The sequence below is a fragment of the Ruficoccus amylovorans genome (assembly GCF_014230085.1).
Lineage (GTDB): Bacteria > Verrucomicrobiota > Verrucomicrobiia > Opitutales > Cerasicoccaceae > Ruficoccus > Ruficoccus amylovorans.
Window position 1 is genome coordinate 21,527 of the sequence record NZ_JACHVB010000020.1, and the last position, 18,610, is coordinate 40,136.

15 protein-coding genes are annotated in these 18,610 nt (G+C 63.9%); 6 read left to right on the forward strand and 9 right to left on the reverse strand.

The features are described from left to right. Positions 1–4 precede the first annotated feature (4 nt). Positions 5–1,795 (reverse strand): ATP-binding cassette domain-containing protein, encoded by a 1,791-nt coding sequence (locus H5P28_RS06595; protein ID WP_246455910.1) that lies wholly within the window; start codon positions 1,793–1,795, stop codon positions 5–7. 230 nt (positions 1,796–2,025) lie between these two features. On the opposite strand from H5P28_RS06595, the gene H5P28_RS06600 reads away from it, so the two are divergent. Both H5P28_RS06600 and H5P28_RS06605 read left to right on the forward strand, forming a co-directional pair. Beyond that, a complete protein-coding gene (locus H5P28_RS06600) occupies positions 2,026–2,571 on the forward strand; it encodes a hypothetical protein (RefSeq protein WP_185674915.1) in 546 nt (181 codons plus the stop codon). Positions 2,572–2,647: 76 nt separating this feature from the next. Further along, entirely contained in the window at positions 2,648–3,118 is a 471-nt protein-coding gene (locus tag H5P28_RS06605; protein ID WP_185674916.1) for a transcription elongation factor GreAB, read from the forward strand. A 113-nt stretch (positions 3,119–3,231) separates the two neighbouring features. Here the strand turns inward: H5P28_RS06605 and H5P28_RS06610 are convergent, their stop codons facing one another. The 4 genes from H5P28_RS06610 to H5P28_RS06625 form a co-directional block, all read right to left on the reverse strand. After that, complete coding sequence (locus tag H5P28_RS06610; RefSeq protein ID WP_185674917.1) at positions 3,232–5,766, reverse strand: TolC family protein; 2,535 nt, start codon at positions 5,764–5,766, stop codon at positions 3,232–3,234. 3 nt (positions 5,767–5,769) lie between these two features. Continuing rightward, the gene (locus tag H5P28_RS06615) at positions 5,770–6,876 is read right to left on the reverse strand and encodes an efflux RND transporter periplasmic adaptor subunit (protein WP_185674918.1); all 1,107 of its coding nucleotides are present in this window, start codon (positions 6,874–6,876) and stop codon (positions 5,770–5,772) included. Then, positions 6,876–7,076: a YtcA family lipoprotein gene (locus H5P28_RS06620; RefSeq protein ID WP_185674919.1), complete on the reverse strand. Its 201-nt coding sequence runs from the start codon at positions 7,074–7,076 to the stop codon at positions 6,876–6,878. The genes H5P28_RS06615 and H5P28_RS06620 overlap by 1 nt, the downstream gene beginning before the upstream one ends. A 73-nt stretch (positions 7,077–7,149) precedes the next feature. Next, positions 7,150–8,232: a linear amide C-N hydrolase gene (locus H5P28_RS06625; RefSeq protein WP_185674920.1), complete on the reverse strand. Its 1,083-nt coding sequence runs from the start codon at positions 8,230–8,232 to the stop codon at positions 7,150–7,152. Between the two features lie 196 nt (positions 8,233–8,428). Here H5P28_RS06625 and H5P28_RS06630 point away from each other — a divergent pair, with 196 nt between their 5' ends. The 4 genes from H5P28_RS06630 to H5P28_RS06645 all read left to right on the forward strand — a co-directional run bounded on the left by H5P28_RS06630 (position 8,429) and on the right by H5P28_RS06645 (position 13,642). After that, positions 8,429–9,766, forward strand: coding sequence for a vWA domain-containing protein (locus H5P28_RS06630; RefSeq protein ID WP_185674921.1), 1,338 nt, complete (start codon positions 8,429–8,431; stop codon positions 9,764–9,766). Between the two features lie 47 nt (positions 9,767–9,813). Beyond that, positions 9,814–10,593, forward strand: coding sequence for an SIMPL domain-containing protein (locus H5P28_RS06635; protein ID WP_185674922.1), 780 nt, complete (start codon positions 9,814–9,816; stop codon positions 10,591–10,593). 104 nt (positions 10,594–10,697) lie between these two features. Next, a complete protein-coding gene (locus H5P28_RS06640) occupies positions 10,698–12,944 on the forward strand; it encodes a sensor histidine kinase (protein WP_185674923.1) in 2,247 nt (748 codons plus the stop codon). Then, positions 12,941–13,642: a response regulator transcription factor gene (locus H5P28_RS06645; RefSeq protein ID WP_185674924.1), complete on the forward strand. Its 702-nt coding sequence runs from the start codon at positions 12,941–12,943 to the stop codon at positions 13,640–13,642. The genes H5P28_RS06640 and H5P28_RS06645 overlap by 4 nt, the downstream gene beginning before the upstream one ends. Before the next feature lie 57 nt (positions 13,643–13,699). On the opposite strand, the gene H5P28_RS06650 is transcribed toward H5P28_RS06645, so the two are convergent. The 4 genes from H5P28_RS06650 to H5P28_RS06665 form a co-directional block, all read right to left on the reverse strand. Continuing rightward, positions 13,700–15,289, reverse strand: a complete 1,590-nt coding sequence (locus tag H5P28_RS06650; protein WP_185674925.1) for a hypothetical protein — start codon at positions 15,287–15,289, stop codon at positions 13,700–13,702. A 219-nt stretch (positions 15,290–15,508) separates the two neighbouring features. Beyond that, complete coding sequence (locus H5P28_RS06655) at positions 15,509–16,348, reverse strand: helix-turn-helix transcriptional regulator (protein WP_185674926.1); 840 nt, start codon at positions 16,346–16,348, stop codon at positions 15,509–15,511. Between the two features lie 76 nt (positions 16,349–16,424). Next, entirely contained in the window at positions 16,425–17,204 is a 780-nt protein-coding gene (locus H5P28_RS06660) for a thioredoxin family protein (RefSeq protein WP_185674927.1), read from the reverse strand. Then, entirely contained in the window at positions 17,201–18,607 is a 1,407-nt protein-coding gene (locus H5P28_RS06665; protein ID WP_185674928.1) for a multiheme c-type cytochrome, read from the reverse strand. The genes H5P28_RS06660 and H5P28_RS06665 overlap by 4 nt, the downstream gene beginning before the upstream one ends. Positions 18,608–18,610: the final 3 nt, after the last annotated feature.

Consider the following 18,610-nt stretch of genomic DNA (forward strand, 5'->3'; position numbering starts at 1 on the left):
GGAGCTAGCCCTCCAACTCCTGCCGGAGCGCTTCGAGTTCCTCCCAGCGGGAGAATTTCCTGGCCGTCTCGTCTTCGATCTCGTGCAGACGCTGCTTGAGTCGGGGCACCTCGTCGGTTGCAGTGACGTAGGTTTGCGGGTCGCTCAGCTTCTCGGAGATGGCGGCGGATTCGCTTTCGAGCTTTTCGATTTCACCCGGGATGGCTTCCAGTTCCCAGCGTTCACGGTTGAGGAATTTACGGGGCTTGTCAGGCTTGTTGCCGGGTCTGGCCTTGGCGGCGGCAGTTTTGCGGGCGGTTTCGGCCACTACGGTGGCGGCGGATTTTTCCCGCAGATAGTCCTGGTAGCCGCCCACGTAGGTCTGGATGCGTCCGTCGCCCTCCAGCACGTAGAGGTCGGTCACGACGTTGTCGAGAAAGGCGCGGTCGTGGCTGACGAGCAGGAGCGTACCCTTGAAATCGACCAGCAGGCTTTCGAGCAGCTCGAGGGTTTCCAGGTCGAGATCGTTGGTCGGCTCGTCCATCACAAGCACATTGAAAGGCTTGGTAAAAAGCCGGGCCAGGAGCAGGCGGTTGCGCTCGCCCCCGGAGAGCATTGAGACCGGGCTGCGGGCGCGGTCCGGCGGAAAGAGAAAGTCCTGCAGATAACTGAGCACGTGCTTGCGCCCGCCGTTGATCTCGACCACGTCGTGACCCTGTCCGACGGCCTCCTGCACGGTCTCGGTCTCCACCAGCGCGTCGCGGGTCTGGTCAAAGTAGGCGATCTGGAGCCCCGTTCCCTGCTGGACGCTGCCTGTAGCCGGGGGCAAGACGCCGAGCAGGAGCTTGAGCAGGGTCGACTTGCCCGCGCCGTTGGGGCCGACGATGCCGATTTTTTCGCCCCGTTCGATGACGTCGGTAAAGTCCTCGATAATGGCGCGGTCCTCGTAGCGGAAGCTGGCATTTTTCGCCTCGATGACCTTGGCCCCGGTGGCCCCGGCCTGCTCAAACTGGAGGCGGACAGCCCCGGAACGCTCGCGACGGGCACGGCGCTCGTCGCGCATGCGCTTGAGGGCGCGCACGCGGCCCTCGTTGCGGGTACGACGGGCCTTGATGCCCTGGCGGATCCAGGTTTCCTCCTGCGAGAGTTTTTTGTCAAAGACGGCCCAGTTCTGCTCTTCGGCGGCGAGCCATTCCTCCTTGCGTTGGAGGTAGGTTTTGTAGTCGCAGTCCCAGTTGGTCAACTGGCCCCGGTCGAGGTCGAGGATGCGTGTGGCAATCCCTTGCAGGAAGGCCCGGTCGTGGGTGACGAAGAGCACCGCACCCCGGAAGGCCTTTAAAAACGCCTCAAGCCAGGCGATGGCCTCGATGTCGAGGTGGTTGGTTGGTTCATCGAGCAGGAGCAGTTCGGGTTCGAGGACCAGTTCGCGGGCCAGCAGGACGCGGCGGCGCATTCCGGCCGAGAGGCTGTCGAAGGCGGGCTCGGCCTGAAGTTCCATCCGTTCCAGCGTGCGCTCGACCTGGTGGGTGATTTCCCACTCGGCCAGGCCGTGGGAGTGGAGCGGCCCGGCCACGATCTCGCCGATGGTGCCGTGGAGACCGTCGGGGATTTCCTGCGGCAAAAAGGCGACACGCGTCCCGGCGGCCAGGTTGACCTCGCCGCTGTCGGGATGGATGCGCCCGGCCACCACGCGCATGAGCGTGGACTTACCCGTGCCGTTGCGCCCGACGATGCAGGCGCGCTCGCCGGCGTCGAGCACGAGCGAAACGTCGTCAAGGAGAGGGGCCCCGCCAAAGGCGAGGTGCAGCTTTCTCAAAGTCAGAACCACGGGGGAGATGTCACTGGTTCCGGGCCTCGGGCGCGAGTCTTGATTTTGGCATTTTTTTTAGGGTAAGGACGATATTGCCGCGACAGCCGCGTCAAGGAGTGCAGCCTGGGGAGAGATTTATCGATGGGAGGGATGACAAGTCGGGCTTGAATCCCGGCTGGGATGGACCTATTCTTGCCACCGTGAATCCCATCCCGTCCCGACTGTCGCGATGCCCCTTGTTTATCCTGATCCTGCTGGTGCTGGCGTTCTCAGGCTGTGCCAGTGAGGAAGGGGCCTCCGAGGATTACCCGGACCCGATTCCCGGCGGCAGACCGATCAGGACGAGCACCGGAGAACAGGGAACATTTTACCCCGCGCGTGAATTGGGGGCGCTGTCGAACCGCAGCGTGGTCGATGATGGGATTTTCGCCATCGTTCCTCCGGCCCAAGTGAACCCGCGCAACGTCGAAGTCGCCCCCGATCCGCAGATTATCACCATTGACTTCCAGAAGGGGTTTCAACGCCTCCCGGCTGTGGTCACGGTGGACGGCGAGAAGATTTTCAGCGGGCTGCTGCGCTCGAATGCGGACGGCTTCGCGGACACGACCAGCTTTCGCTATAAAGAACCGCCCGTGAAGTTCACGTTGGAGTTTCCGACTATGAACGTCCGCGAGACGTTCTCCGTCGATCCGGACAAGGGGCGTTTTGTCGGGATTTCAATTGTCGGCGGGAGACTTCGGATCGAGTTGAAAGAAACGGGTGAATTTGTCTATGGCGACTGAACCAGCCGACGCATTTGGGCGTAGCGACGTCTGCTTTTAGGCTTTCGTCCGGGGCGTTTTCCGGTTGTTCTAAGGTATGGAGAAAAGCCAGGTTTTCGACGCTTTGCGGGATAAGCTCCGTGCCGAGTTGAACGTCGCTGTCGGCGCTTCCAAAGATGCCGCCGAGTATGCGACCAACGACGAATCCCGCGCCGAATCCAAATACGACACGCAGGGGCTCGAAGCCTCCTATCTCGCAGCCGGGCAGGCTGCGGTGGCGCGTGCGCTGGCCGAGGCGGTCAACACGCTCGAAGGACTCCGGGCCGAGCTGACTGTGCCACGTGAGAGTGCGCTTCGCGGGGCGCTGGTGCGCTGCCGCCTGGGACGGTTTCGGGAGTGGTTTTACCTCTCACCGGTCGGGGGTGGCGAGACGCTCGATATTGACGGCACCGAAGTGACGGTCATCACCGCGCAGTCGCCGGTCGGTTCGGCGCTCATGGGCAAAACTGAGGGCGCGACCTTCAAGCTCCCCAACGGCGCGGACGGCAGCATCGAAAAGGTCGTTTAGTCGCAGGCGGCCTCCGAAGTATACCGGAAAATACGGCGCGCACGGAGTTACTCTTCCTATGTGCCTTTGCGTCTTTGTGGTTAATAAAAAAGACGTGAGCTTCTCCCGTGTCGCTATCGCTGCCGGTCGATTTCGGGTTCGACGGTTCCGGCGGTAAGCTGGCCAGTGGCGAACTGTAAAAGCGAGGCGCTCAGAAAAATATCGGTGCGGGCCTGATTGTAGCTTTCGCGGGCCTTGATCAAAAGCGCCTGCTGTGTCTGCACGTCGGTCACGCTGGCAAAGCCTTGCTCGAAGGAGGCCAGGGTGGCTTGCTGCGAAGCCTCGGAGGCGGCCACGAGGGCTTCGGCGGAGCGTAGCTGGCGGCGGGCGTTTTCGTAGTCGGTGTAAGCTTCCCAGACCTCGCTCACGGCGTTGTTGCGGGCGTCGGCGATGACGGCTTCGACCTCGCGCTTTTCGGCTTGCGCGGCGATTTTCAAGTGCTGGCGTCGGCCTCCGTCGAAGACCGGAAGGCTGAGAACCACGGCCCCGCCGTACTCGGCCTCGAAGGTATCGACCCAGCCGGTATTGTCGGCGTTGAAGGCGCTGTAAACAGGTCCGGCGTTGCCGCTGATGGCGAGGGTGGGGCCGTACTGCGCCTCGACCTGCTCGACGTTGGCCTCGGCGGCGCGGAGCTGGGCGACGTGGGCGCTCAGGTCGGGGCGGTTGGCCAGGGCGCTGTCCACCAGCGCATTGACGGAGGAGTCGAGGTTGTCCGGCAACGGAAGTTCGGTGATGTCCTGCACGCGCAGGGGCTGTCCGGGGTCGAGTCCGACGATTTCGCACAGGTTGACCTGGGCCTTGCGCAGGTCGGCCTGCAGGGCGGATACGTCGAAGTCGAACTGCGCGACCTGCTGCTTGGTCTGGAGCAGCTCGGCCCGGGTGGCGAAGCCCTGGTCGAGCGCCGACTGGGTCGCCTTTTCGATCAGGCGGGCGTCGGCCTGCGCGGCGGTGACGACGGCCAGCGCGGAGCGCAGGCTGATTAGCTTGTAGTAGGATTGGCAGACATCGAAAAGCAGTTGCTGGTGCAGCGCGTTGAAGGCGAAGTTTTGCGCCACCGACTGCTCGCGGGCACCTTTTTCAATGGCTTCGCGCCGTCCGAAGTCCCACAGCAGCCAGGAGACTTGAACTTCGGGGCGGACGATGGCCATGTCCGAGTAAAAGAAGCCGGCTGAGAAGATGTTCTGCGGCAGGGGGAAGGGCACGTGCTCGTAACCGGCGGCCGCGATCAGGTTCAGCTCGGGAAAGTACGCGCTCTGCGCCACGCCGACTCCGGCGGCGGCGGCGCGGGCCTGTTCCCAGGCGATACGGGTCTTCGGGTTGTTGCGCTGCGCCAGGTCCGCCAGTTCGGAGAGCGTGTACTCGTGGTCCGCCTCGTAGCTCTGCACGGTGGGGTGCGCGTACTGCTGGGGCAGACGGTATTTCTCGGCCTCGGGGCTGCGCCAGGGGCGGCTCGGGCTCTGGGGGGCGAGTTCGGCGGTGTTCTGGCAGCCGGTGAACAACATCGCCAGCGCGCCCACGCAGAGCAGCGGCAGGGCCTTGCCCAGCGTGCTGCCGGAGGGTTTTTCCGGCCAGAGATATTTGAATGTCATTCCCATCATGATATTTCCAAGAAGGATGCCCAGCAGGCGGTCGCGCAGGACGGTGAGGTCGGTGGAAGGGCCAAAAGCGGTGGAGATCATCATAAACTGCGCCAGTGCCATCTGCCAACCGGCATAGGACAAGCGCGGAGAGCTGAGCGCGACCCAGGCGGCCAGCGTGCTGCCGACGCCGATGGCCAGCAGGAGGACGGCGATAGAGTTGGACAGCGGGATGATCCAGATGGCGCAAAACAGTGCGATCCCCGCCCCGACGGTAGCCCCGCCGATGCGCAGCCAGGTCTTGTGGATGATCTGCTCCGTGGTGGGGAGGGCCAGGATCAGGCAGGTCATCATCGCGGTCTGGATCTCTTGAAAGTTGAGCAGCGTGTAGATGAAGTACGTCCCCATCGCGGCGAAGGTACACTTGAGCGCATAGACGAGGTGGGCCGGGTTGCTTCGCCAGTCGGGGACGATGCCGAGCTTGGGTGGCGGAGGGCGGTGCTCGGGGGGCCAGTTGCGCTCGGGGCGAATGAGGAGCGTCGTCAGCATGACCGGGATGACGCCCGCCAGCGCAATGGGCATGAGCCACATGGTGCCCTGAACCCAGAGGTGGGGGTAGGGGTAAACATCGGGCAGGGTCAGCGCGGTGGCGAAGATGATGGTCAGGTTGCGGACGATGTCGCCCTCGGTCATGATATTGGCGAGGAAGAACGCCCCGTAAAGCACGGCGGCAAGCGCGGTCAGCCGCAGCCAGGTGTACTCGGCGGTGTACTTGAGCAGGACCAGCGCCAGCAGCACGACGGGCACGACCACGATGACGACAGCGGTAGTGATCAGAAAAGTTTGCCTGGTGGTGGGCTTGGCGAAGACGAAACTGAAGTAAATACTCAGCCAGCCGTTGGGGATGCGCAGGGCCATGATGATGACCGTGGCGAGCAGGACGGACAGCACGATGCGGGCCGTCATCCAGTCACGCCCGGGGTAGGGACGCAGTTCCCGGGCAATCTCCTCCACTGTCAACCGCTGGGCCATGCCTTATTCGATGGTCACGATGGCCGAGGCGCCGATGCGGAACGCCTCCTGCGGCTCGGGCTGGTCGATACGGATGCGGACGGGAAAACGCTGCGCCAGGCGCACCCAATCAAGTTGGCTGCGGACAAAGGGCAGCGGTCCGAAGTCAAACGCGTCCTGTGTCTGCACGCCGTGGCCGATGCTGACGACCGTCCCGGTAAAGACCTTATCCTGCATGGTGAGCAGGCGCACGCGGGCGGTGGCCCCGAGGCGGATTCGTTTCAGGTCGCCCTCGCGGTAGTTGGCCATGACGAACCATTCGCTGGTATCGACAAGGGTGAAAAGCGGTTCGCCGGGCATGGTCATCATGCCGGGGGCGATGTCACAGTTGACGACCCGGCCCGGGAAGGGAGCCTTGATCTGCGTGCGCTCCAACTCCAGCTCGGCCATAGCCAGCCGGATGCGGGCTGCCTTGATTTCGGCCCGCAGCGCATCCAGCGAGGGCACGGCCAGCTCGGCAGCCAGCTCGTTACTCCGGGCCATGAGGACTCCGGCATTGGCCTGCTCCCAGGCGGTGGTGGCGGTGTCGTAGCGTTCGCGGGTGACGAAGCCCTGTTCGGCCAATGGCGTCATGCGCTCGTAGGTGGACTGCGCCAGCGTCTGTTGCGCAATGGCGGCGAGCGTGGCGGCGCGGGCCGTTTCGACCAGTTCCTCCGAGGCGCCGCGCTGGCGTTCGGCCTCGCCGAGCTGGGCTTCCAGCGCAGCGATCTGGGCGAGGGCCTCGTCCACGGCCAGTTGGTACGATGAAGGATCGATCTGCACGAGCAGTTCACCGGGGGAGACAGCCAAGCCATCGCGGGCGGGCAGTTCCACGATCCTCCCCGGCACCTGAGGCGCGACTGTGATGTAGCGGGCCTGCACGTAGGCGTCGTCGGTGCGCGGGTAGTGCTCGCTATGCTCCAGCAGGTAAAAGGCAAGTACGAGTGCTCCGACCACGATGACCGCGCTCAGCAGGCGGCCCAGCGCCTTTTGGGGCTTCGATGCTTTGGGCGCGGGTTGGTCGGAGGGTGGCGTGGTGTCGGCGGGCTCGGTCATGGCGGTTTGCGATACGGTCGGCGAAGGCGTTTTCACTAGTCGAAAAATATCATCCAGCACAACGCGGCCCAGAGGAAGGCCAGGCAAAGGTAAACCAGCACGGGCATGACGAGTTGCTTGTGCAGGCCCAGCTTGGCGAGTACCATTTTGGTGCAGGCGGCGAGAATTATACCCGCGATGGCGGACAGCAACCAGCCCGGAAAATACGCTCCGAATATTTCGACTTCAGATGACACGACGCATTGTTAGCTCAGGGCGGCTATGCGTTCAAGCGCCTAGTGCGCAGGAAAACAAAGGCCCGATGCGAAACTAGATACCTAGAAACTGGAACGGCTGGGTGTCCTTGAATTTGGCGCTGACTTCGCCGGAGAAGATGTTTCGCTGATCGGGGCCCAGATCGAGCTTCTTGACCGTCCCGGTCTCGGGGGAGAAATCGAGCTTGTCCAGGTCCACCCAAAAAATGCTCGGGGTCAGCGCGGACTCGAAGAAGTAGCGCATGCGCTTCTGGTCGGCGACGGTGCGCCAGCGCGTGGAGGAGATGTTCGGCTGGCCCGGCGTGGTCAGCCCGTAGGGGACGGAGACGTTGCGGATGACGCTGAAAACGCTCGCGATGGTTTCGACCTCGTCCCCGGTCTTGGGCACGGCGTTGATGTAAAAAGCCGCGCGGGTGAAACGGTCCGCCGCCCGGTTGGTCCCCGGCAGCATGACGGTGCCGCCAATCTGCTTCCAGTAGGAGTGCAGGGCAAGTTGCTCATCGAAGGTGGGCGAATTCGTCATCACCTGATACTGACTGCTGTGGTGGATTACCTGCTGGCCTTCGATGTATTCGACGATGGCGCTGTCCCCGCTGGCGTCGGAGATGCCGAGGTGAAGCGCGGCCAGGCGGTCTTCGCCGGGCACCTTGTCGGTGACTATGATGAAGGGCTCCTTCTCAAGTACGCGGACGGCTTCCTCGACCGTGGCGAAGTTGTCGAGCACGTACTGGGCCCAGGCCGCGACAGTCAGTCCGGGCTTCTCGTCGGTGTAGGCCGGGTACTCCGACTCCACCAGCCAGAGTACGCTTGCGCTCAGGCCGGCCTCGTTAAGTCCGTCCGTAGTCGAAATATCATACCCCGAGGCGATCACGCTGCCATACTTCGAGGTCCATTGCAGGGAGTTGGGGCCAGCCTCGCCCGAACGCTCCATCCCGCGCGGGAACACCCACAGATTCGTTCCAACGTCGACCCTCCAGTCCATCGAGCGGGCGGTGACGATCTGCCCCTCCGTCCCGTGGTAAACTACCCGCGTACAGGCACGGGCTACCGGGGCAAGGCTGAGAGTGGCAATGGGCAGGAGAGCAGCGCCCAGAATGGCGGTACGCGAGCGGCACAGGCGGAAGAAGGTTATAAGCATATCAAAAACCCTGCAGATGTCTGCGCTAATGGCAAGCCACCTCGGCTTTTCCGGGCTGAAGTCCTCAGGCGTACGAAGTCATGACATTTTCCTGACAAAACCCTGACCGCCCCATGACGACATTTACGGCCGTTTCGGGCACAATGGGGCCAATGCCGGGCACGCCGTCCGGTGCCGAACGTCAACCCAAGCCGATATGAAACTGAAAACCTTCCTTCCCTGCGCGGCCCTGCTGGTCGCCCCTGGAGCCGCCGGTATCGCCGCTGCGGCGTCTGCCCCGGTCGCTGTGCGCGCCGAACTCGACCGCCCCTTCGTCATGGCCGGGCAGGGCGAGCGCGTGGTGATCAAAGTCAGCCTCCTGCCGGCCGAGACCGAATCAGCCCGCGCCCGCCCGCCGGTCAATCTCGCCCTGGCGCTGGACCGCTCCGGCTCGATGAGCGGGCAAAAGATCGAGCAGGCCCGCGAGGCGGCACTGGAAGCGCTCAGCCTGTTGGGACCACGTGACCGGATCGCGCTCGTGGTCTATGACGACGAAGCTTTCACCCTGATCGAGAGCCAGCACCCGCTGGAGCGTGAACGCCTGGCCGCCGCCATCCGGGGGATTCGCCCCGGCGGTTCGACCGCGCTTTACAGCGGCGTTCGTCAAGCCGCCGCGCAGGTCCGTGAAGGCAGTCGCGAGGGGTCCATCGACCGCGTGGTCCTGCTCTCGGACGGGCAGGCCAATGTCGGCCCATCTTCACCCGAGGCGCTACGCGACTTGGGCCTCAAGCTTGCCGCTGAGGATATTTCTGTCAGCACGGTTGGGCTCGGCGCGGGCTTTAACGAAGACCTCATGACCGGTCTGGCCGAGACCGGGCAAGGCAACAGCTATTTCGTCGAAAACGCTCGCGACCTGACGCGCATCTTTGCCGCCGAACTGGAGGATGTGCTTAACGTCGCCGCGACCGGCGTCGAGGTGGTCGTGACCTTCGAGCCCGGCGTTCGCCCGGTGAGGATCATTGGCCGCGAAGGCCGGATCGGTGACGGGGATGCCCGCTTCAGTGTCAACCAATTGATCGGGGGCCGGGAAAAGTTCGCGCTGATCGAAGTGGAGCTTCCCGCCGGGGAAGCCGGTGTGGACCGTGAAATCGCCCGCGTTCGCGCCGACTACACCGACGCCCTCAGCGGTGAAAAGGCCCATGCCGACGCTTCTGCACAAGTCGCCTACACGGAGAGACCCGCCGAAGTCGAGTCCGCCGCGAATGTCATCGTGGGCCGCGAGGTTGTTGCCAACCGCGTCGCCGAGGCCCGCCGCGAAGCCGTCAAGCTGAGCGACGCCGGCCAGCACCGCGAAGCCGCCGCGCTTTTCCGCGACCTACGCGGGGAGATCGACGTGATGAACGCTCCTTACGCAGACAGCGAGATCACCCAGATGTCCGAGGTGTTGGATCGGGACGCCGCGCAGTTGGACCAGTCGAAGCTCTCCAATACCGACCGCAAGCGGTACTCGAACGACAGCTACAAGACCGTCAACCAGCAGCGCGACATTGACTGAGCGTTTATTCGCACGGGCATTAACAAGAATCTTTAACGAAAATACACATGATGAAAAAGACCCTCGCAACCCTGGTCCTGTGTCTGCCGCTCGCTACGCTGGCGCAGGACTACACCTACTCAACCAACCCAGCGACCGGAAATATCTCGGTCAGTGGGGAGGCCACGGTTTATGTCGTGCCGGACACGATCAAGGTCAACTTCGGGATAGAAACCCGCGACATGGACCTGGCGGCTTCGCAGGCCGCGAACCGCGCCATACTCAAGCGCGCGCTGGAGTCCTTCCGCCACCTTGGGGTGGAGGACAAGGACATCAAGACTGACTACCTCAGCGTCGAGCCGCGCTACGAGTGGCGCAACAGCGAGAACGTCTTCACCGGCTATTTCTCGCGCAACGGCTTCGTCGTCACCCTCAAGGACAAGGCCCAGCTGGAGCGGGTGGTGGACGCGGCGCTGGCGGCAGGTGTCAACTACGTGCATGGCGTCGAGTTTGAGACGAGCGAGCTGCGCAAGTACCGTGACCAGGCCCGGCAGGAGGCGATCACCGCGGCCCGAGAAAAAGCAGAGGCCCTGACAGCCGCGCTTGGCTCTCGCCTCGGCCCGCCGACTCGCATCAATGCCAACGACGGCAACCGCTGGTGGTTTTACTGCGATGCCGACTGGGGCCGCAGTGGCGGGCGTAACCTTGCCATGACTCAGAACAGTATCCAGTCCGTAACCGCTTCGGGCGCGGGTGTTCCCGGCGACATCCAGCTTGGCAAAATCGCCGTCCGAGCCAGCGTCGATGTGTCTTTCTCCCTCGTCACCGTGCCGGAAGACGGGCGCTGAACCCCGCCGGGGCTGGGCCGTCGAGTGTCTCTTTCGGACCGGCTTCCCCGCGCGGGCGTGAAGAAAGATTGCCCGCGCGGCCATTCTCACCAATACCAGATACGATGAAAGCGCGCCGACATGTGCTGGCCTGGCTGGGCCTTGTGCTTCCGACCCTGGCGGTCGGCGCGCTCGCGTTCTGGCTGCTGGGCCGCGAGCAATCGCGGCTCGACACGCTGGCCCGCGAGTCGGAGCAGGCCCGCGCCCGTACCGTGGCCGACAATCTCGACCTCATCATGGCCGAGATCAAGACCGGCGTCATGCAAGCGCTCGAAGCCGCTTCCGGCCCCGGCGACGAGCAGGCCCGCTTACGCGAGTTGGTAGAGAGCAATCCTTTTGTAGGTGCCTTCGCGGTCTGGGAGTCAGACGGATCTCTCATGGTGGAAGGCGGTGCTTTCGGGGAAACCTCCGGCGGCGAGAGCGGCACGGGTGACCGCTCGCCGCGTTCGCTGGATGGGAGAAAAATCGCCGTCGAGCCGACCGACGAAGTATTTGCCTACCACTACCTGTCGGGCCGGAAAGAACTCCCGTGGAACCAGCCAGCTCCCGAGTCGGAAAACGTCAGCACGGCTACCGCCGCTGGTGATCTTGCCAAGGCTTCCGCAGACGGGGCACCAGAGTTTGCGCCAGTGGCGACAGCCTTCGCTCCGGACGAGCTGGAGCGGGATGCCGACGCGAGCGTTGGAGAAGCGTCCAGCGGCTCTTACGCCAACGTGAAAGCCAGCCGCCAGAGCATCCGCGAGATTTCACAGCAGAACGTGCTGGCGCTCAACCTGCAACGCGCGCAGGAAGTGCAGGAGGCTCAAGCGGTCTCGGAAAACCAGCAGATGCAATCGCGGGCCTTGTCGGCCAAGACGGAACTGGCTCCGTCGGATACGGTTGGCACCGAGGTCGCGGTGGCCAGTGACGCCGACGCTATCTCAGCGCGGCGCGGAGTGAGTGCCGGGAGTGTGCAAGCCACGACCGCGATACTTGCGGATACGAGCCAGCCGGTCCCTGGACGTAACACTGATTCTCCGCCCGGTGCCGCTTCCCCCGTCCTGGATGTGGGCGGCGATACCGACTCGATGCTGGCCGCGGGCGGGCAACTGGAGTGGATGCCCGAAGCCTCACCCGTGTCGCTCTCGGTGCCGGAGCAACGACCGGCTTTGCTTTTACCTCAAAATGATCTCCTTGATGGAATTTTCGTAGACCGGACGCAGGCGCGTTCCGGCTGGGTCGAGCGGACCGACGGCCAGCCCGGCTGGCTGGCCTGGTATCAACTCGTACCGGACGGACGTGTGACGGCGGTGCTGTTGGAAAGGGACGCCGTGCTCGTCCAGCTTCGGGGCGCGATTCCCGAGGGGTGGAACAGCGCGAGCCTGCTCAGCCCCGACGGCGTTGCGGTTTTCGATGCCTATTCCCGCTACGGTTCGGGCGGGGAGTCGGTGTATCGAAAAATGGATACAATCGCGGTCGGCACCGAGCTTCCCGGCTGGCGGCTCGGCGTCCCTCCTGGCCCCGTCGGGGGAGGACGCGGGTTCTTTTTGCTGGGCGGCTTGCTGGTGGCGGTGCTGTGCGCGGCCACGCTCGGGGCGGGGACGTTACTGTTATTGCAGGCCCGCCGGGACGCACGCGAAGCCGCCCGCAAGACGACCTTTGTTTCTAATGTCTCCCATGAGCTGCGCACCCCTCTGACCACCATCCGCATGTACGCCGAGATGCTGGAGGAGGGCCGCGTGACGGACGAGGAACGCCGCACGCGCTATCTCGGGACAATTACCGCCGAGACGCAGCGCCTGAGCCGCTTGGTGGACAATGTGCTCGATTTCAGCCGTCTGGAGCAGGGCCGCAAGAAGTACCGGCTTGAGCCGGTCGATGTCGCCGCCGTGGTGGCGTCGGTGCTGGAGACACTCGGCCCACGCTTGCGCGAGGCCGGGATGGAAATTTTCCGGGAAACTCCCGCCGTGCCGTTACTCGCCCACAGCGACCGCGACGCGCTTGGACAGGTCTTGCTCAATCTCGTGGACAATGCCCTCAAGTACGCCGCCGGAGGGAAGCTCCTGCGCATCGCGTTGGAGTCTGCGTCCGGGGGGCGGCTACGCCTGCTGGTTGAGGATCGCGGCCCGGGCATCCCGACGCGTGACCGGGAGCGGGCCTTCGGGGCTTTTCAACGCCTGGACGAGAGCCTGACCGCCGCCACGCCCGGCTCCGGGCTGGGGTTGTCGATCTGCCGGGGGCTGTTGCGGGATTTGGGCGGCGACATCGAACTACTCTCCGCCGAAAAAAACGGCTGCCGCTTTGTTATCACTTTACCCCTTGCAAACTCATGAAACGCCGCCGCCTCCTCATCGCCGAAGACGACGCCAACATCCGCACCGGGCTCGTCGATGTTCTCGAAAGCGAGGGCTATGAAGTCCTCGCCGCCAACGACGGGCAGTCCGCCCTGGCGTTGGCGAAGCAGGGCGGGTTCGACCTGATCCTGCTTGATGTGATGATGCCCGCGCTCAGCGGCTATGAGGTGTGCCGCGAGGTGCGCCGCCGCGACAGCCGGGTGCCGGTTATTATGCTCACGGCCAAGGGCGAGGAGATCGACAAAGTGGTCGGCCTCGAACTGGGAGCGGACGATTACATCACCAAACCCTTCGGGGTGCGCGAACTGCTGGCGCGGATCGCGGCGGTCCTGCGCCGTAGCGGTCCGCAGGAGGAAGCGGAGCCGGAAAGCGAACCCTTTGATTTCGGCACGGCACGGATCGACCCGAAGCGGATGGAGGCCGTGGTCGGCGGTGAGGCCGTGGCGCTGACCCCGCGCGAGATGAAGCTTGTCCAGTACTTCCACCGGCATCCGGGCGAAGCTCTCAGCCGCGACGCCTTACTCAACGCCGCCTGGGGCATTGACTACCTGGGAACCACCCGCACGCTGGATCAGCATATGGCCCAGTTGCGCAAAAAGCTGGAGTCAGATCCGGCGCGCCCCGGTACGCTTCTGACCGTGCACGGGCATGGCTACCGCTATGAGCCGGGGGCGTAAGTGCGCCCCCCGGCTCCTGCGATGGTTTATACACTTACACTAAGAGGAAAGGTCGGCTCAGGCCGTGCGGCGGGAACGCCGGCGCAGCCACACCGAGCAAGCCAGCCCGAGCAAGCCCGCGCCCAGGGCGATGTCCGCCGGTTCGGGCACGAGCACTTCGGTGACGGCGTAGGTGCCGTTTCCACTGACCAGCAGGTTGTAATAGCCCTCCTCGTAGCTGTCAAAAACCTGGTCGGGAGTTTCGATCCACGCTTCGCCGTCGTAGGTCCAGAAGGTCAGTTCTGACTCTTCGTTTACTGAGACTGTACGGAAAGACAGCAGCACGGTTTCCTCACCGGTGGAGCTGAGAGAAACGATATAGGCGGCGGAGTAATCGAAGTCTCCGGCAGGGCCACTGGTGGCAGTCACGCTGAGATCGCCGGTGCCGGCGTCGTCGGCGAGGGCAACGACCAATGCGCCATCGTCCACAACATAGCGCATGCCCGAGAGCGCAGTCGAGGTCAGCGCGGTGAGGTAGGCGGTTGGTGCGCTGACGTTCAACGCCGAGCCGTTCCAGGTGCCGCCATAGGCACGGATCGTGCCGGTGTTGTCAATCGGTTCGTCGAGACTGAGCGGCAGGTACACGCCCGCGCCCAGGTTGCCGAGGGAGAAGAGATTGATCGTGCCCGCGTTGTCGATCCCTTCCGCCGTCACAAGCGTGTGGCCTTGGGAAACGCCCAGGTTGAGCGTGCCGTTGGCGGATATAATGACATCGCCCCCGGTGTTGACCGAACCGCCATTCGTCACGACGAGGGTTCCTTCACCCTCATTTCCAAGGTAAATATCATCTGTGCTTGTCCAGGTTGATCCACTGTCTTTGACCAATATGACTCCTGTGCTGCCACTGGAATAACCGAGGACGCCGATGTTAGTGGTCAGGCTGGCACCGCTTGTCACGGTAAGGATACCTGCGCCTTCCGAGCCGACGTACAGGCTGTTCCAGGCCTTGAATTCAGCGCCGAGACCATCCACGGAAACGAAGCCTTCGCTGCCATTGTTAACGCCGATGGTTACGTTGCTGGCAGATGCACCGGCCCCGGCCTCGACAAAGAGTATGCCATCCTCGTACTCGCCAACGGTGAGATTCCCGGTCGTGGCCCAGACCGAGTCGGCGTCCTTGATCGTGACTGTACCGGTGCCGACGTAACCGATGTTGCTCGTGCTGGTGCTGACGGTGGCGCCGCCGGAAATATTAAGCACACCGACCCCGTCATAGCCGATGCTGGTAAAGCCTGCGCCGGTCCAACTGGAGTCCTCGCCTTGCACGTTGAGCTTGCCGATAGCGGCAGATTGGTAGCCGAGGTACGTATGGTTACTGGCCAGGCTGGAGCCGCCGTCGATGGTGACTTCTCCCAGATCATCATAGCCGATATACATATCGGTTCCGCTGTCGCCGCCGCTATTCCAGAAGGCCTCACCCGTTGTCGGGTAAGTGCTGCCGGTGGGTGTGACTGAGGCACTGGCCAGCGAGCTTCCGAGCAGGCAGAAAATAACCCGTAGCGCGGACTGCTTGTCGCGGGCGAATTTCAGGCTCAGCAGGCCAAGGGCGGACGATGAGGCGCGGCGCGGCGCGTTTTCCTTTATGGAGGGTCGGCAGGTATCAAACATAGCGATAGATCAGGTGAATTCTGGTTAGTCGGACCGGACTTTATCTCCATTGCGGGATGCGGACGGCTGGTGCGGTCACAACGCCCGAAACGAAGCAATCGCAACGGGCCCCTGACCAATTTATTATGGGCAGGCGTGAGAGGGTGCGACCGGTAGTTCCGAGCCGTCACTTTATCAAAACCGGGCTGAGGCGTCTATCCCCCTTTGGAGGGGGGGCGATCAGGCGAAGCCGGGCAGCTCGCCGCGCACGCGCACCTTGATAGCGTGCGAACAAGCCTCGTCGCCGCGGCTCAGTACCGCATGAGTCGTGCGCAGGGCCCATAGGGTGGCGCAATGCCGGTTGGGCGTGCCGGTTTTATGGAAAATCCGCTTGATGTGATCCTTAACCGTGTACAGCTCGATCCCGAGAATGACGGCGACTTCCTCGTTGCCCTTGCCGTCAGCGACGAGGGTAAGCACTTCGGCCTCGCGGGGAGTGAGCCCGGCAGTGGTCAGGGCCTGCGGGCACGGGGTTTCGCAGAGCATGTGCTCACGTTCGCGAGCCAGTCGGCGGGCACTTCCCAGAAGCGATTGACCGAGAATGAGCAGGTCACGTTCGTCCTCGGAATAGTCCGGTCCGCTCCTGCGCTCGATTCCGAAAAAGGAAATCTCGCCCGGTCCGGCGGGAACGTGGACGGCGCAGTGGTTGTCCAGCCCGAGGGGCTTCATCACCTCGGCGTAAACGTCGGTCTGACGAAAGGCCCGGGCGCTGTAAAAGTCGCGCCGCATGAAGGGGCGGCCTTCGTTTGTGTCGGGGTTCCAGTGAAAAAGTTCGTGTCCGGCCATCAGGTGGCCGAGGCGCTCGATCGCGGGGCGGAAGTCCGGTGTTTCCTCGTCCGCGCAAATCTCCAGTTGGCGACTGTGGCAGTAGAGGGTGCCGAAGGCGATCAGTTCGCAGGGGATAAGGGCGCGCAGAAAGGCAAAGGCACGTTCGGCAAAATTGCCCAGACCGAGATTTGGCCTGAGCAGCAATTCGGACTCCTGGCAAAGCGTCCTGGCCTGGTCATGCGTGAGTGCCATCGAACGCCAGCCATGCTGATTAGTTTTTTAGACAGGGTAAATGAAAAACAGTAATGAGATGGCTGCATGAAAAGCCTTACTTCACCTGCTGGGGGACGGGTTGTGAAGGCGGGAGCCAGGGATCGAAGCCGAGGCTGGGGGCGGTTCGCTCCAGTACCTGGGCGGCGACGACACGGACTTGCAAATCCTCGCTGTAGCGCGCCGGGGAGAGCAGGGCGGGGTCGCGCCGGGCGGCCTCGGTCAGCAGTTCCAGTCCCAGCCGGACCTGGAGCGGGTCGCGGGAGGCTGTGAGGGCGAATACCCGCGTCATCGTGTCGGCGGGGAGCGCTGTCTGCCGCTGGCGCAGCACGGCGCGAAGTTCGGCGGAGCTTTCGATCTGCTGGCGGGCGAGCGCCCATTGCTGGTCGGCGGCGGTGCGGCTCTTGCTCAGCCATTGCGCGAACTCCGGGGCTTCGCGGTAGCCGGTCAGCCTGCTGACAACCTGACCGCCTGGCGTGATGGTTTGGAAGTTGGGTACGCCGGAGACGCCGAAGGCTTCGGCCACCTGCGGCTGCGCGTCGATGTCGATCAGGACCGTGACGTAATCGCCGAGTGCGGTGACGACCTCCGGGGTTTTCAGGGTGACGGCCTTCATCATCTGGCAGGGCTGACACCACGAGGCGGTGAAATAAACCAGCATCGGCAACTCCTCTCCCCGGGCGATTTGCCGGGCGGCGGAGTAGTCCGTCATCCAGGTCGGGCCGCTGGCGGATTCATTTGTGGCGGCTGGGTTGACTGTGGCTGTGCCCGTTTCCGCGGCCCGCGCCGGGCTAAGCGCGAAAATAGCAAAGGCGGTGGCGGTTAAAAAACGTCTCATGGCAGGCGGTTTCCGGTGCCGTGCTCGACGAGCGGCCACCAGGTTTCAAAATCGAAGGGACGGCTGAACGAGCCGTAATGGCACTTCGTGCAGTCGCCAGGGCCGAGCGGACGGAAGGTGAAGCTGACCGGGCCGCCCTTGAGCCGCTGCTCGACGTGAAGACTGCCGGGGCCGTGGCAGCTCTCGCAGCCGACATTGACGAGCTTGCGCCCCTCGAACTCACGCCGGTAGCCGCTGGGCGTGCGGAAGCCGACCGAGTGGCAGCCGATACAGTTCGGGTCGGCATCGGAGCCGCTGGCGACAAGCGCTTCCCAGGCATGGGCGTGCCGGGAGTTCTCCCAGATACGGGCGGCTTCCTGGTGGCAGCCGAGACAGGCCGGGGTGCCGACGTATTCGGCCACGCGCTTGACGCCGGGGATCAGGTCGTCCTGGGCGCGTTCGGGGTGGTCAATGTCGAGGTCGGTGGCGCGGACTTCGGCGCGGAAGGTTTTGACCAGTTCCAGCACGGACTTGGCCTGCGGGACGTTCGGCTCCAGCAGCACAATTTCGTGCGCGGTGTTGCTGACGTGTCCGCCGGGCTCCACCGACACGTCTAGAATCCCCAGCGCCCGCGACTGGTTGGTCACGTAGGAAATCAGGCTCTGGTTCGCCCGCAGGAGTTTTTGCGCGGACTGGGAAACGTCGCCGCCGAGGATCACGTCGGCTTCGAAGAACTGGTTGGCCAGCGCGCTGAGCTTGTTCTCGTCCGCGAAGGCCAGCAGCACGAGCATGTCGGTTTCGGCGGCGAGCGGACCGACCACGCGGCTGAGCGCCAGTTCCATCGGTTCGACGAGGACGCCCTCGCCGGGGCCGTCGGGGAGGCTTTGCGGATCGACCACGCCGACCAGTCCGATTCTCAGCCCGGCGCGTTCGACCACCAGGTAGGGCGCGGCCAGCGGGCGGCGCGTGTCCGCGTCGAGGACGTTTGCGCTCAGCAGCGGCACGGGCGAGGAGGAGGCGAGCAGGGCGAGGTCTTCCCGGCTCAGCGCGGCCTCTCGCGCCCCGAGGTTGGCTGCGGAGTAGTCCATCTGCGCGTAGGCTTCGAGGATGTAGCGGTACTCGATCAGGTTGTAGTCCTGCGGGCCGCGCAAAGCATCGCCGATGTCCACCTTGAGCGAGTGGTCGGCATCGGTCAGCATGTACATGGTGGAGAGCCGGGTCAGCCCCCCGAGCTGCCCGCTGAAGCAGTTGCACGGCGTGAGCATACCGCTGGTGTCACAGGTGAAAAAGAGCCGAAGCGGGACGGGTTCCTGAGGCGCGGACACTTCCGGGGACTGGCGCAGCGCGGAGCCCGCCCACAGGGCCGCCCCGACGAGACCGACGGCCACGAGGGAAAATAGAGCGACTGTTTTTTTACGGCTCATGGC

Excerpts from the sequence above, each read along its gene's own strand:
- H5P28_RS06645 (WP_185674924.1), top strand. The coding sequence starts at position 12,941 with ATGAAACGCCGCCGCCTCCTCATCGCCGAAGACGACGCCAACATCCGC.
- H5P28_RS06665 (WP_185674928.1), bottom strand. The coding sequence starts at position 18,607 with ATGAGCCGTAAAAAAACAGTCGCTCTATTTTCCCTCGTGGCCGTCGGT.
- H5P28_RS06655 (WP_185674926.1), bottom strand. The coding sequence starts at position 16,348 with ATGGCACTCACGCATGACCAGGCCAGGACGCTTTGCCAGGAGTCCGAA.
- H5P28_RS06635 (WP_185674922.1), top strand. The coding sequence starts at position 9,814 with ATGATGAAAAAGACCCTCGCAACCCTGGTCCTGTGTCTGCCGCTCGCT.
- H5P28_RS06660 (WP_185674927.1), bottom strand. The coding sequence starts at position 17,204 with ATGAGACGTTTTTTAACCGCCACCGCCTTTGCTATTTTCGCGCTTAGC.
- H5P28_RS06625 (WP_185674920.1), bottom strand. The coding sequence starts at position 8,232 with ATGCTTATAACCTTCTTCCGCCTGTGCCGCTCGCGTACCGCCATTCTG.
- H5P28_RS06610 (WP_185674917.1), bottom strand. The coding sequence starts at position 5,766 with ATGGCCCAGCGGTTGACAGTGGAGGAGATTGCCCGGGAACTGCGTCCC.
- H5P28_RS06630 (WP_185674921.1), top strand. The coding sequence starts at position 8,429 with ATGAAACTGAAAACCTTCCTTCCCTGCGCGGCCCTGCTGGTCGCCCCT.
- H5P28_RS06640 (WP_185674923.1), top strand. The coding sequence starts at position 10,698 with ATGAAAGCGCGCCGACATGTGCTGGCCTGGCTGGGCCTTGTGCTTCCG.
- H5P28_RS06650 (WP_185674925.1), bottom strand. The coding sequence starts at position 15,289 with ATGTTTGATACCTGCCGACCCTCCATAAAGGAAAACGCGCCGCGCCGC.
- H5P28_RS06605 (WP_185674916.1), top strand. The coding sequence starts at position 2,648 with ATGGAGAAAAGCCAGGTTTTCGACGCTTTGCGGGATAAGCTCCGTGCC.